At 64.8% G+C, this 12,607-nt stretch carries 16 protein-coding genes; 9 read left to right on the top strand and 7 right to left on the bottom strand.

Annotated features, from left to right (window positions below):
• Window positions 1-101: 101 nt before the first annotated feature.
• Entirely contained in the window at window positions 102-494 is a 393-nt protein-coding gene (locus HT585_RS22850; protein WP_176355084.1) for a winged helix-turn-helix domain-containing protein, read from the top strand.
• Here the strand turns inward: HT585_RS22850 and modC are convergent.
• The 3 genes from modC to modA all read right to left on the bottom strand — a co-directional run bounded on the left by modC (window position 469) and on the right by modA (window position 3,147).
• Entirely contained in the window at window positions 469-1,542 is a 1,074-nt protein-coding gene (modC, locus tag HT585_RS22845) for a molybdenum ABC transporter ATP-binding protein (RefSeq protein WP_176355083.1), read from the bottom strand. The genes HT585_RS22850 and modC overlap by 26 nt on opposite strands.
• Window positions 1,539-2,240 (bottom strand): molybdate ABC transporter permease subunit, encoded by a 702-nt coding sequence (gene modB, locus HT585_RS22840; RefSeq protein WP_176355082.1) that lies wholly within the window; start codon window positions 2,238-2,240, stop codon window positions 1,539-1,541. The genes modC and modB overlap by 4 nt, the downstream gene beginning before the upstream one ends.
• A gap of 100 nt (window positions 2,241-2,340) precedes the next feature.
• Window positions 2,341-3,147 carry a molybdate ABC transporter substrate-binding protein gene (modA, locus tag HT585_RS22835; protein ID WP_176355135.1) on the bottom strand — a complete coding sequence of 269 codons (807 nt, stop codon included), beginning with the start codon at window positions 3,145-3,147 and terminating at the stop codon, window positions 2,341-2,343.
• Between the two features lie 205 nt (window positions 3,148-3,352).
• On the opposite strand from modA, the gene ung reads away from it, so the two are divergent.
• The 6 genes from ung (at window position 3,353) to HT585_RS22805 (ending at window position 8,613) form a co-directional block, all read left to right on the top strand.
• The gene (gene ung / locus HT585_RS22830; protein ID WP_425513775.1) at window positions 3,353-4,063 is read left to right on the top strand and encodes a uracil-DNA glycosylase; all 711 of its coding nucleotides are present in this window, start codon (window positions 3,353-3,355) and stop codon (window positions 4,061-4,063) included.
• 144 nt (window positions 4,064-4,207) lie between these two features.
• The gene (gene cobF / locus HT585_RS22825) at window positions 4,208-4,978 is read left to right on the top strand and encodes a precorrin-6A synthase (deacetylating) (protein WP_176355080.1); all 771 of its coding nucleotides are present in this window, start codon (window positions 4,208-4,210) and stop codon (window positions 4,976-4,978) included.
• A 134-nt stretch (window positions 4,979-5,112) separates the two neighbouring features.
• The gene (gene cobG, locus HT585_RS22820; protein ID WP_176355079.1) at window positions 5,113-6,483 is read left to right on the top strand and encodes a precorrin-3B synthase; all 1,371 of its coding nucleotides are present in this window, start codon (window positions 5,113-5,115) and stop codon (window positions 6,481-6,483) included.
• Window positions 6,484-6,485: 2 nt separating this feature from the next.
• Window positions 6,486-7,118 carry a precorrin-8X methylmutase gene (locus HT585_RS22815; protein WP_176355078.1) on the top strand — a complete coding sequence of 211 codons (633 nt, stop codon included), beginning with the start codon at window positions 6,486-6,488 and terminating at the stop codon, window positions 7,116-7,118.
• The gene (locus HT585_RS22810; RefSeq protein ID WP_176355077.1) at window positions 7,115-7,852 is read left to right on the top strand and encodes a precorrin-2 C(20)-methyltransferase; all 738 of its coding nucleotides are present in this window, start codon (window positions 7,115-7,117) and stop codon (window positions 7,850-7,852) included. Before HT585_RS22815 ends, HT585_RS22810 begins: the two co-directional genes overlap by 4 nt.
• A complete protein-coding gene (locus tag HT585_RS22805) occupies window positions 7,849-8,613 on the top strand; it encodes a precorrin-3B C(17)-methyltransferase (protein ID WP_176355076.1) in 765 nt (254 codons plus the stop codon). Before HT585_RS22810 ends, HT585_RS22805 begins: the two co-directional genes overlap by 4 nt.
• Here HT585_RS22805 and HT585_RS22800 read toward each other — a convergent pair.
• Window positions 8,592-9,377, bottom strand: a complete 786-nt coding sequence (locus HT585_RS22800) for a cobalt-precorrin-6A reductase (RefSeq protein ID WP_176355075.1) — start codon at window positions 9,375-9,377, stop codon at window positions 8,592-8,594. The genes HT585_RS22805 and HT585_RS22800 overlap by 22 nt on opposite strands.
• On the opposite strand from HT585_RS22800, the gene cbiE reads away from it, so the two are divergent.
• Window positions 9,346-10,587 carry a precorrin-6y C5,15-methyltransferase (decarboxylating) subunit CbiE gene (gene cbiE, locus HT585_RS22795; RefSeq protein ID WP_246707849.1) on the top strand — a complete coding sequence of 414 codons (1,242 nt, stop codon included), beginning with the start codon at window positions 9,346-9,348 and terminating at the stop codon, window positions 10,585-10,587. The two genes, HT585_RS22800 and cbiE, sit on opposite strands and share 32 nt — an antisense overlap.
• A gap of 107 nt (window positions 10,588-10,694) precedes the next feature.
• Entirely contained in the window at window positions 10,695-11,459 is a 765-nt protein-coding gene (gene cobM / locus HT585_RS22790; protein ID WP_176355073.1) for a precorrin-4 C(11)-methyltransferase, read from the top strand.
• Window positions 11,460-11,461: 2 nt separating this feature from the next.
• Here cobM and mnhG read toward each other — a convergent pair whose 3' ends face one another.
• The 3 genes from mnhG to HT585_RS22775 are packed head-to-tail and all read right to left on the bottom strand — an operon-like array spanning window position 11,462 to window position 12,605.
• Window positions 11,462-11,845 carry a monovalent cation/H(+) antiporter subunit G gene (gene mnhG, locus HT585_RS22785; protein ID WP_176355072.1) on the bottom strand — a complete coding sequence of 128 codons (384 nt, stop codon included), beginning with the start codon at window positions 11,843-11,845 and terminating at the stop codon, window positions 11,462-11,464.
• Window positions 11,842-12,123 (bottom strand): K+/H+ antiporter subunit F, encoded by a 282-nt coding sequence (locus tag HT585_RS22780; RefSeq protein WP_176355071.1) that lies wholly within the window; start codon window positions 12,121-12,123, stop codon window positions 11,842-11,844. Before HT585_RS22780 ends, mnhG begins: the two co-directional genes overlap by 4 nt.
• Entirely contained in the window at window positions 12,120-12,605 is a 486-nt protein-coding gene (locus HT585_RS22775; RefSeq protein ID WP_176355070.1) for a Na+/H+ antiporter subunit E, read from the bottom strand. Before HT585_RS22775 ends, HT585_RS22780 begins: the two co-directional genes overlap by 4 nt.
• Window positions 12,606-12,607: the final 2 nt, after the last annotated feature.

The following is a 12,607-nucleotide window of genomic DNA, read 5'->3' as shown; positions in this document are numbered from 1 at the left end:
TCATCAATTCGAAGTTTGCCTGAACTGGAAGGCGTTAAATCTGCCCGGCTTTGGCCGTGGGTAGTCTTTCGGTTTGCCGCGCAAGCTTCTATGTTTCGCGCATGAACGACCGCCCTGACGACCTCCGCCCGATCCTGCGCATCGACTTCCCGCCCGAGGACCGGCTCGGGCGCGGCAAGATCATGCTTCTGGAACACATCCGCGAGACCGGATCGATCTCGGCGGCCGGCCGGGCCATGGACATGTCCTACCGCCGGGCCTGGTTGCTGGTCGATGCCTTGAACCGGATGTTCAAGGAGCCGTCGGTCGAAAGCCAGCGTGGCGGCAAGCAGGGCGGCGGCGCGGCGCTGACCCCTTTCGGCGAGACGCTGATCCGCCGCTATCGCGAGATGGAGGCAAAGGCGCGGGCGGCTATCGCCGACGATCTCGCCTGGCTGGAAGACGCGCGCGATCCCGATCAGACGCCGGTCAGTGATCGATCGCCACGGACTTGATGATGGCGTGGATCGGCTTTCCCTGATGCAGTTGAAGCGCATCGCGTGAAAAGCTGGTGATGCGCGATGCGATCGTCGTGCCGCCGCAATCGACCCTGATATCGACGCTGCCATTCTCGCCCGGTGTCATTTCGACGATTGTCCCCTCCAGCACGTTGAGCGCGCTGATGCCCTCAGGGCGGGCCGTCGCCAGCATGACGTCGCGGGCGGCGATATGCAGGCGCAAGGCGTGCCCCGGCGCGAGGTCGATTTTCGGCACCCGGATCAACCGCTCGCCGACGCGCACCGTCGTCAGGTCATGCGTGGTGTCGTGCGTCTCGACCACGCCTTCTAGCAGAACGCCCGCTTCGCGCCGACCGGTGGCGACCGTCGCTGCCGGCGCGCTCAGCACGTCGGCAGCCGCACCCGAGGCCTTCACGCGGCCATCTTCGAGCACCACGACCCGCTGCGCGAGACGCGCGACTTCGCTGACGGAATGGCTGACATAGACGATCGGGATACCGGCATCGTCGCGCAATCGTTCGAGATAGGGCAGGATTTCGGCCTTGCGGGCCTCATCAAGCGCTGCGAGCGGTTCGTCCATCAGAAGCAGGCGCGGCGCGGCCAGCAAAGCACGGCCGATGGCGACGCGTTGCCGTTCGCCGCCCGACAGGGCCGAGGGGTTGCGCTCGAGCAGATGGCTGATGCCGAGCATCTCGACGATGCGTGTCGTGTCGGCTGCCTTGCCTTGCTTGCCGGCAAACCAGCGGCCATAGGCAAGGTTACTGGCGACGCTCAAGTGCGGAAACAGGCGGGCTTCCTGAAAGACGTAGCCGAAACGGCGGCGATGCACTGGTGTGAAGATCCGCCGCTCGCTGTCGGCGATGATGTCGCCGTCGAGCACCACGCGGCCGCTTTCAGGCTTCATCAGGCCGGCGATGATGTTGATGAGCGAGGTCTTGCCCGAGCCAGAACGGCCGAACAGCGCGGTGACGCCGCCATCGGAGGTGAAAGCGGCGTCGACGGAGAAATTTCCGAGCCGGTGGCGGGCTTCGACGAGAAGGCTCATGCGGCAATCGTCCGCTTGGCGGCAGCGGTTGCCAGCAGTTCCGAGAGCATCAGCGCCGCCATGGAGATGATGACCGAGATGATCGTCAGGCGCATGGCGCCGGCGTCGCCGCCCGGCACCTGGGTGAAGGTGTAGATCGCGGCCGACAGCGTCTGCGTCTCACCGGGGATGTTGGAGACGAAGGTGATCGTCGCGCCGAATTCGCCCATCGCCTTGGCAAAGGCGAGAACCATGCCGGCGATGATGCCCGGCAGGATCAGCGGCAGGGTGACGGTGAAGAACACCGAGACAGGTCCGGCACCGAGCGTGGTTGCTGCATCCTCGAGCTTGCGGTCGACCGCCTCGATCGACAGTCGGATGCTGCGCACCATCAGGGGAAAGGCCATGACGGCGCAGGCTAGGGCAGCGCCGGTCCAGCGGAAGGAAAAGACGAGGCCGAAATTCTCGGCCAGAAACGCGCCGATCGGTCCGCGACGGCCGAACAGCAGCAGCAGCAGAAAGCCGGTGACGACGGGTGGCAGGATCAGCGGCATGTGCACGAGGCCGTTCAGCACCGTCTTGCCCCAAAAGCGGCCGCGCGCGAGCAGCATGGCGACCCCAAGCGCAAAGGGCAGGCTGCCGACCATCGCAACCGTTGCCACGCGCAGGCTCAAAAGGATCGCCGCCCATTCCGCGTCGCTCAATTCCAACCAATCCAAAGTCTTGCCGCCTCCGGTCGAAATGCCCAACGCCGCAGCCTGCGCGCGGCGTTGGAGAAGGATAGATGCTTCGCCTATTTCTGCACAGGCAAGGCGAACGTTATTTGAGGATGGTGAAGCCCTGCTTCTCAAAGAGCGGTGCTGCCTTATCGGACTTGATGAAGTCGACATAGGCGGCTGCATCGGCGCTCTTGCTGTCCGTGGTGATCGCGATCGGATAGATGATCGGCGGGTGGCTGTCTTCGGGGAAAGTTCCGACGACCTTGACGCCCGGATCGGCAGCGGCGTCGGTCTGGTAGACGATGCCATAGGGCGCTTCGCCACGCGAAACGAGCAGCAGGGCTGCGCGCACGCTTTCGGCGCCGGCAACCTTCTGTTCAACGCTCGACCAGACGCCGAGCTTTTCAAGCGCTGCCTTGCCATACTTGCCGGCCGGCACGGAATCGACCGCGCCCATCGCCAGGCGGTCGTCGCCGATCAGCGCTGCCAGGTCGAAGCCCTGCTTGATGTCGACCGGTTGCGCGTCCGCCTTGCCGGAGACGAGCACGATGCGGTTGCCGAGCAGATTGGCGCGCGTGTTGTCCTTGATCAGCTTCTTCTCTGCCAGATAGTCCATCCAGGCGAGATCGGCGGAGATGAACACGTCAGCGGGCGCGCCCTGTTCCACCTGCTTGGCAAGGGCTGAGCTTGCCGCGTAGGAAACGGTCGTTTCCTTGCCGCTTTCCTTCTGCCATTCGGCGTTGATCGCATCGAGCGCGTTCTTCAGGCTTGCGGCGGCAAAGACGGTCACTTTGTCTTCGGCCATGGCAGCGCTCGGCGCGTAGGTCACGCCGGCCCAGGCGACGCCGAGGGCGAGAGCCAGAGCCTTCAGCCCCAGACCCTTCAACCATTGTCTGCGTTGTTTCATCATTCTTGCCTCCATCAAGTTCGTGATATTTTTCAGGATATAACGATATCGCCTTCTGATTAGCGTTTTATCCATTGAAATACAATGCTGTTGGAACGCGCTAGTAAAAGCCGTGAACCCAGCGGCTCGGCGCGGGATTGATGCTTGCGGTGGCGTCCGATCGGCTTAAATTCCGGGCGGTACGCGAACGAACCGGACCGGAGGCATGATGGAAACGGCAATGAAGCTCGAAGAGAGCTGGAAAGCGGCACTGGAGCCGGAATTTTCCAGCCCCTACATGGGCGATCTCAAGCAGTTCCTTCTCACCGCGCGCAACGAGGGACGGCAGATCTTTCCGCGAGGATCCGAGTATTTTCGCGCCCTCGACCTGACGCCGCTCGACAAGGTGCGTGTCGTCATCCTCGGACAGGATCCCTACCACGGCGACGGCCAGGCGCACGGGCTCTGCTTCAGCGTGCTCCCGGGTGTGCGCACGCCGCCGTCGCTGGTCAATATCTACAAGGAACTGAAGACCGATCTCGGCATTGCGCCGGCCCGTCACGGCTTTCTCGAAAGCTGGGCAAAGCAAGGCGTGCTGCTTCTCAACAGCGTGCTGACCGTCGAGCGCGGGCAGGCTGCCTCGCATCAGGGACGCGGCTGGGAGCGCTTCACCGACGCGATCATCCGCGCCGTCAACGAGGCCGATCACCCTGTGGTGTTTCTGCTCTGGGGCTCCTACGCGCAGAAAAAGGCTGCCTTCGTCGACCGCTCGCGCCACCTGGTGCTGCGGGCGCCGCATCCATCGCCGCTGTCTGCGCATTCCGGTTTTCTCGGCTGCCGGCATTTCTCTCAGGCCAATGAATTCCTCGTCTCCAAGGGCTTCGAGCCGATCGACTGGACGCTGCCCGAAAATCCCGAAGCGCCTTCGTCGCCTTGATGCCATGGCGCTGGCGGCCGAAACGCTGTCGCGTGTGGAGCTTGCGTCTCAACCGCCGATCCGCCAAAGACACAGGCTAGGCCCACGCGCCGGCTCAGACGCGCAACGGTTGCTGCAACATTTTGACGAACGGCAGGGGCGCGCGTGCGAAAACTTCTGATCATCGGCATCGGTTCGGGCAATCCCGAGCATATGACCATCCAGGCGATCAACGCGCTCAACCGTGCCGACGCGCTGTTCATCCCGACCAAGGGCGAGAAGAAGACCGAGCTTGCCGAAGTGCGCCGCGAGATCTGCGCGCGCTACGTGACACGCGCCGACAGCCGCACGGTCGAATTCGCCGTGCCGGTCCGCCGCACAGAGGGCGTCAGCTATGACGGCAGCGTTGACGACTGGCACGCCCGCATCGCCGAAATCTATGAGCGGCTGATCGGCAGCGAACTCGGGGAAGACGGCACCGGCGCCTTTCTCGTCTGGGGCGACCCGATGCTCTACGACAGCACCATTCGCATCGTCGAGCGGGTGAAGGCGCGCGGCAAGATCGTCTTCGACTACGACGTTCTTCCAGGGATCACCAGCCTGCAGGCGCTCTGCGCCAGCCACCGCATTCCGCTGAACCTCGTCGGCAAGCCGGTCGAGATCACCACCGGGCGCCGGCTTGCGGAAAGCTTTCCCGCGCGCAGCCAGACCTCTGTCGTCATGCTCGACGGCGAGCAGGCGTTTCGCCGGATCGAGGATCCCGATGCCGAAATCTATTGGGGCGCCTATCTCGGAACGCCGGACGAAATCGTCATTTCGGGTCGTCTTGCCGACGTCAAGGATAAGATCCTGGCGACACGTGCGCAGGCGCGCGCGCGCATGGGGTGGATCATGGATATCTATCTCCTGCGCAAGGGTGCCGATTTCGAGGAGTAGGCGACCTTGCGTTTGCTTTCTCAAAGCTTTTCCCGTCGTCTTTGATCTCTCTCAACGTCTGTCCCTGTGCTATAGCGTCTGTGGAAAAGAGTCCCACCGAGAGAGCGAACGCCGGGAGCGACCAAGACCTGCCGATGACCAGTTGTGCCGTGCCGACATCGCAAACGACGGATGCTGCCGCCTCCATGCGGCGCGGTGCCTGTCCGTCGCTGGCAGCCCCGATGCAGACCGGCGACGGCCTGTTGGTGCGGTTGCGACCACTCGACGGCAGTCTTACGCTTTCGCAGTTCTCTGATGTCGCTAAAGCCGCGCGCCAGTTCGGCAACGGTATTTTGGAAATTACCGCGCGCGGCAACCTGCAGGTCCGCGGGCTGAAGGCGTCGAGCGTTCCGGGGCTTGCCGAAGCGATCGGTGAAGCCGCAATCGTGGTTCCCGACGTGGCGATCGAGACGCCGCCGCTTGCCGGCATCGATCCGGAAGAAATCATCGACCCACGCGTGATCGCGGCGATGCTGCGGGAAGCGATCGCCGCGCGAGGAGCCGCATTGAAGCTGGCGCCGAAGCTCGCCATTATCATCGATGGCGGCGGCCGGTTCCATCTTGGCGATACGGTTGCCGATCTGCGCCTGCAGGCTTTTGGACGCAGCGACGATGCCTGGTGGGGACTGTCGGTTGCCGGGACAGAGGCAACGGCTCAATCCGTTTGCGCGCTTCGAACCGAGGCTGTCGTGCCGGTCTTTATCCGGATTCTGGAGGCCTTGACGGCCATCGGCCCGGCGGCGCGTGGTCGGGATCTCGACATCGATGCGGTGCGGGCGCTCTGTCCGCTGGACGCCTGCCCTGTGCCGTCCGTTCCGGCTTTGACGTCGGCATCTCCGGTTGCCGGCCTGCACGATCTCGGCTCGGCCGGCACCGCCCTTGGCCTCGGGCTCGCCTTCGCCCAGATCGACGCCTCCAACCTCATCGCCTTTCTGCAGCAAGCAAGCGAGCTCGGCGCCCGCGAAATCCGACTGGCGCCCGAGCATGGCTTCTTCTTGCTCGGCCTTGAGCGCGAGGCGGCCGCAATCGTCCGGCGTCTGGCCCTGGCACAGGGCTTGCGGATCGCAGCGGATGACCCGCGAAACCACATTGCCACCTGCGCCGGCAGCACCGGCTGCGCATCCGCATGGATGGACACCAAGGCAATGGCGCGGCTATGGGTGGAAATGGTGCCGGATCTCTTCGACGGCTCATTGACCGTGCATCTCTCCGGTTGCCTCAAGGGCTGTGCCCGGCCGAGGGCGTCGGCATTGACGCTGGTGGGTGCGTCATCAGGATACGCGCTTGTCGTAAATGGGGCGGCGAAGGACGGCGCGAATGCCTACACCGATGAAAATGTAATGAAATCCGCGCTGGAACGGCTGGCCGAACTGGTGCGAAAAAACAAAGACGCTGGCGAATCGGCGCGCTCCTGTCTTACACGGCTGGGTGCCGCGCGCGTCTCGGCTGCGTTCGAACAGGGATAGAAATGCCTGAGTATGATTACATCCGGGATGGCAACGCCATCTATGAGCGTTCCTTCGCCATCATCAGGGCAGAAGCCGACCTTTCCGCCTTTTCCGACGAGGAAGCCGACCTCGCGGTGCGCATGGTACATGCCTGCGGCCTCGTCGAGGCGTCGAAGCAGTTCGTGTTCTCTCCCGACTTCGTCAGCGCTGCCCGCAGCGCGCTTCAGAACGGCGCGCCGATCCTCTGTGACGCCGAGATGGTGGCGCGCGGCGTGACGCGGGCGCGCCTCCCTGCCGGCAACGAGGTCATCTGCACGCTTCGCGATCCACGCACACCGGACATCGCCGCCGAGATCGGCAATACGCGCTCGGCTGCAGCGCTGAAGTTGTGGAGCGAGCATATGGCCGGCTCCGTCGTCGCCATCGGCAATGCGCCGACGGCGCTGTTCTACCTGCTGGAAATGCTGCGCGATGGAGCACCGAAGCCGGCCGCGATCATCGGCATGCCGGTCGGCTTCGTCGGTGCGGCGGAATCGAAGGATGCGCTGGCGGAAAATTCCTATGGCGTGCCGTTTGCCATCGTACGCGGGCGCCTCGGCGGCAGCGCCATGACGGCCGCCGCGCTCAATTCGCTCGCGAGGCCGGGCCTGTGAGCGGCGCGGGTGTGGGCCGGTTGATCGGCGTCGGAACCGGTCCCGGCGATCCGGAGCTTTTGACGGTCAAGGCCGTCAAGGCGTTGGGCGAGGCGGACGTGCTTGCCTATTTCGCCAAGGCCGGGCGCAGCGGCAACGGGCGCGCTGTAGTCGAGGGGTTATTGAAGCCGGGTCTTCTCGAGCTGCCGCTCTACTATCCCGTCACCACCGAGATCGACAAGGACGACGGCGCCTACAAGAGCCAGATCACCGATTTCTACAACGCTTCCGCTGAAGCGGTTGCCGGCCATCTCGACGCCGGTCGCACCGTCGCCGTTTTGAGTGAAGGCGATCCGCTGTTCTACGGCTCCTACATGCACCTGCATGTGCGGCTTGCCGGGCGCTTCCCGGTCGAGGTCATCCCGGGGATCACTGCCATGTCCGGCTGCTGGTCGCTCGCCGGCCTACCGCTGGTTCAGGGCGACGACGTGCTGTCGGTGCTGCCAGGCACCATGGCTGAAGGTGAGCTTGGTCGACGCCTCGCCGATACCGAGGCGGCCGTGATCATGAAGGTCGGGCGCAACCTGCCGAAGATCCGCCGGGCGCTTGCCGCTTCCGGCCGGCTCGACCAGGCCGTCTATGTCGAGCGTGGCACGATGAAGAATGCGGCGATGACGGCGCTTGCGGAAAAGCCCGATGACGAGGCACCGTATTTCTCGCTGGTGCTCGTCCCCGGTTGGAAGGACAGGCCATGACCGGTACGCTCTACGTCGTCGGCACCGGTCCCGGCAGTGCCGCGCAGATGACGCCGGAGACGGCCGAGGCGGTCGCGCAGGCGCAGGAGTTCTTCGGCTATTTTCCCTATCTCGACCGCCTGAACCTCAGGCCCGACCAGGTCCGCATCGCGTCGGACAATCGCGAGGAGCTCGACCGTGCGCAGGCGGCACTGACGCGGGCTGCTGCCGGCGCCAAGGTCTGCATGGTCTCGGGCGGCGACCCAGGTGTCTTTGCCATGGCGGCTGCCGTCTGCGAGGCGATCGACAAGGGACCTGCGGAATGGAAGTCCGTCGATCTGGTGGTGACGCCTGGCGTGACTGCGATGCTCGCCGTTGCCGCGCGCATCGGCGCGCCGCTCGGCCACGACTTCTGCGCCATTTCGCTTTCCGACAACCTGAAGCCCTGGGAGGTCATCACCAAACGGCTGAGGCTTGTGGCGGAAGCGGGTCTGGTGATCGCGCTCTACAATCCGATCAGCAAGGCGAGGCCCTGGCAGCTCGGTGAAGCCTTCGAGATCCTGCGCGGCGTGCTGCCGGCGTCGGTGCCGGTGATCTTCGGCCGTGCCGCCGGCCGGCCGGACGAGCGCATTGCGGTGATGCCGCTCGGTGAAGCCGATGCCAGCCGCGCCGACATGGCGACCTGCGTCATCATCGGTTCGCCGGAAACGCGCATCGTTACGCGCGAAGGCAAGCCGGATCTGGTCTACACGCCGCGCTTTTACACCGGAGACAACCAGTGATCGATGCGTTCGAGCGCCGCATTGCAGTCGCCGACCGACAGGACGTCGGCGGGCTTGCGGCGCTCGACCATGATCACCGCGATCCCCAACTGGCGTGCAGCAGCGATCTTTCCGTAAGTCGCTGCTCCACCGCTGTTCTTGGCGACGATCACGTCGACACGCTGGGCCTTCAGCAGCTCGATCTCGTCCGCTTCGGCGAACGGGCCGGTGGCAAGGATTGCCGTCGCGTCGGGCAGTTTCAAGGGCGGGGTCACCGGGTCGACGCTGCGAATGACGTAGCTGTGCTGCGGTGCTGCCTCGAAATGAAAGGCCTCCTGCCGACCGATGGCAAGAAAGACGCGGCGCGGAAGATCGCCCAGCGCGGTCACCGCTTCGGCAACGCTACTGACACCGGTCCATTGGTCGCCGGCTTGCGCCTGCCACTCCGGGCGACGCAGGGCCAAGAGGCGCACCTGCGCGGTGTTTGCTGCTGCGGCGGCGTTGTGAGAAATGCGGGCGGCGAAGGGATGCGTCGCGTCGACGACCAGCGCAACCTTTTCGGCAATGAGGAAAGCGGCGAGCCCCTCGGCGCCGCCAAAACCGCCGATCCGGGTCGCGACCGGTTGCGGGCGCGGATCGGCCGTGCGGCCGGCAAGCGAGATCACGGTGTCGTAACGCGTGTCGTCGGCGAGGCGAGATGCCAGTTCGCGGGCTTCGGTCGTCCCGCCAAGAATGAGAATGCGAGGTTTTTCCATGGCTGAGGTGTCGAACAGCGATCCGGCCATCGTCTCCCCCTGGTTGACCATCATCGGCATAGGCGAGGATGGTGTAGCTGGTCTCGGCGACGAGGCCAAGCGGCTGATTGCGGCCGCTCCGGTCGTCTATGGCGGCGCTCGCCACATGGAACTCACGCATGCGTTGATCAAGGGCGAAGGCCGCGTCTGGCAAAGCCCGTTCGGCCGCTCGGTCGAGGAGATCGTCGCGCGACGCGGCAGCCCGGTGGTCGTGCTCGCCTCCGGCGACCCGTTCTTCTTCGGTGTCGGCGCCACGCTTGCGCGCCGCGTCGCCGCATCTGAGATCCGTACGCTTCCGGCGCCTTCCTCCTTCAGCCTTGCCGCATCGCGCCTCGGCTGGGCGCTGCAGGAGGCGACGCTCGTGTCGCTGCACGGCCGACCAATCGATCTGGTTCGGCCGCATCTGCAGCCGGGCAACCGGGTGCTGGCGCTGACGTCTGATGGAACCGGACCGAAGGCGCTCGCCGAACTCCTGACGGAAAACGGGTTCGGTCAGTCGCGGCTGACGGTTCTGGAGGCGCTCGGCGGCGCGGGCGAACGCGTGACCACGCAGATTGCCTCGCTCTTCATGCTCGGTGTCGTCCACCCGCTCAACGTCTGCGCCATCGAAGTGGCAGCCGACCAGGGGGGCCGGGTGCTGCCGCTTTCGGCCGGGCGCGACGACCTGTTGTTCGAACACGACGGCCAGATCACCAAGCGGGAGGTGCGGGCGCTGACGCTCTCGGCGCTGTCGCCGCGCAAGGGTGAGCTGCTCTGGGATATCGGTGCGGGCTCCGGCTCGATCGGCATCGAATGGATGCTGGCCGATCCGGCCATGCGGGCGATCGCCATCGAAGCTTCGCCCGAGCGCGCGGTGCGTGTCGGCCGCAATGCCGAGGCTTTCGGCGTGCCCGGCCTGATGGTCGTTCAGGGCAAGGCCCCGGCCGCGCTTTCGGGCCTTTCGCGTCCCGATGCGATCTTCATCGGTGGTGGCGGCAGCGAGCCGGGCGTCATGGATGCGGCGGTTGCCGCACTCGGCGAGGGTGGCCGGCTGGTCGCCAATGCCGTGACCACGGAGATGGAAGCGGTGCTGCTGCAACGCCACGCGCAACTCGGAGGCTCGCTGATCCGCATCGATATCGCCCGGGCGCTGCCGATCGGCGGCATGACCGGCTGGCGGCCGGCAATGCCGGTGACGCAATGGTCCTGGACGAAGAGCTAGAGCAACTCCGCAGTGGGGGAGTCGTTCTCCGGCGGGATTTGCATGAGACAAGAGATTGGCGCGGTTCAGCTACGCGGCGAACAGGCCTGGAACGTTCGGAGAGACACATGACGGTACATTTCATCGGCGCTGGCCCCGGAGCTGCGGATCTGATTACGGTTCGCGGTCGCGACCTCATCGGACGCTGCCCGGTCTGCCTTTATGCCGGCTCCATCGTTTCGCCCGAACTGCTGCAATATTGCCCCCCCGGCGCCCGTATCGTTGATACCGCACCTATGTCGCTGGATGAGATCGAAGCGGAATATGTGCGCGCTCAAGAAGCCGGCGAGGATGTCGCCCGACTGCATTCGGGCGACCTTTCGGTCTGGAGCGCGGTTGCCGAACAGATCCGCCGGCTGGAGAAACATGGCATCGGCTATACGATGACGCCGGGCGTCCCATCCTTCGCGGCGGCCGCTGCAGCGCTCGGTCGCGAGCTGACCATTCCGGCCGTCGCCCAGAGCCTGGTGCTGACGCGGGTCTCCGGCCGCGCCTCGCCGATGCCCAACACCGAGACGCTTAGCGGCTTCGGCGCCACCGGAGCGACGCTTGCCATTCATCTCGCCATCCATGCGCTCGATCAGGTGGTGGAGGAACTGACGCCGCTCTACGGTGCCGATTGCCCTGTCGCGATCATCGTCAAGGCGTCATGGCCGGATGAGCGGGTGGTGCGCGGCACGCTCGGCACGATCGCGGCCAAGGTGGCCGAAGAGCCGATCGAGCGCACGGCGCTGATTTTTGTCGGCCCGGGGCTCGAAGCGTCGGATTTCCGTGAAAGCTCGCTTTACGATCCGGCCTACCAGCGCCGTTTTCGCGGGCGCGACGCGCTCTAAATCTACTCTTTGGTTTCGTCCGGGGTCTCTTCGCGAAGCGGCTTCTGCTTCAGCGGCACGCCGCGGCGTTCCTCGACGCGGTCGCGGTAAAGTGCAGCCTGGCCGAGCAGCATCAGCGTGACCGGCGTGGTCATGATCACGAAGACGATGATCAAGACTTCGTGGAATACCCAGCGGTTCTGCAGCACGGCAAAGCACACCATCGAGGCGGTGCAGATGAGGATGACGCCGCCGCTGGTGGCAAGTGTGGGCGCATGCAAGCGGGTATAGAAATCCGGCAGTCTGAGCAGGCCGATCGAACCGATCAGCGCAATTGCTGCGCCGAGGAGAACGAACCCGCAGACGATAACGGCGGCCCAGGTCGGAAGGTCGGTCAGATGGCTCATTCGATCACCTCCCCGCGCATCAGGAACTTGCCGAAGGCGATCGACGAAACGAAGCCGATCAGCGCAACGATTAAAGCGGACTCGAAGTAGATGCTGTTGGCGGTGCGGATGCCGAAGGTCAGCAGCATCAGCATGGCGTTGATGTACAGCGTATCGAGGCCGAGGATGCGGTCCTGTGCCCGCGGTCCCTTGACCATTCGGTAGGCCGCGAAGGCCATGGCAAGCCCGATCATGATCTGGGCTGCGAGGATCGACCAGATGATTGCAAGCTCCGTCATCCGAACATCTCCTTCAAACCGGCTTCGTAGCGCTTCACGGTCCTTATCCAGACCTCCTCGTTCTCCATGTCGAGCACGTGGAAAAGCAGCGATTTGCGGCCGCGATCATATTCAAGCCAGGCGGTACCTGGCGTCGCGGTCATGATGCAGGCGAGCAGCGCGAGCGCGTTTTCATCCTCGATATCGATATCGACCGTCAGAAAGCCCGAGTTCGGCGCCCGGCGACCGACGCGCAGGATGACGCGCGCGACGGCGATGTTGGAGCGGATGACGTCGAGGAACACGCTGGCGCCGAAGGCGAGCGTGCGCAGGATCCGGCGGGGATGCGAGCGGGCGGGCGTGAGCTTCAGCGTCACCCAGGCGAGTGCCACGCCGAGGATCGTGCCCATGACGATGGTGCCGGGGGCGACCGACTGGTTCAGCAGCATCCAGATGATGAGGAGGCCGAGAGACAGGAGTGGGTAGGGGAACCAGGTGCGCATCG

It is taken from the genome of Ensifer oleiphilus (assembly GCF_013371465.1).
Classification (GTDB): domain Bacteria; phylum Pseudomonadota; class Alphaproteobacteria; order Rhizobiales; family Rhizobiaceae; genus Ensifer; species Ensifer oleiphilus.
The sequence above is the reverse complement of the archived record's forward strand: the minus strand, read 5'-3'. Positions and strand labels throughout refer to the sequence as shown.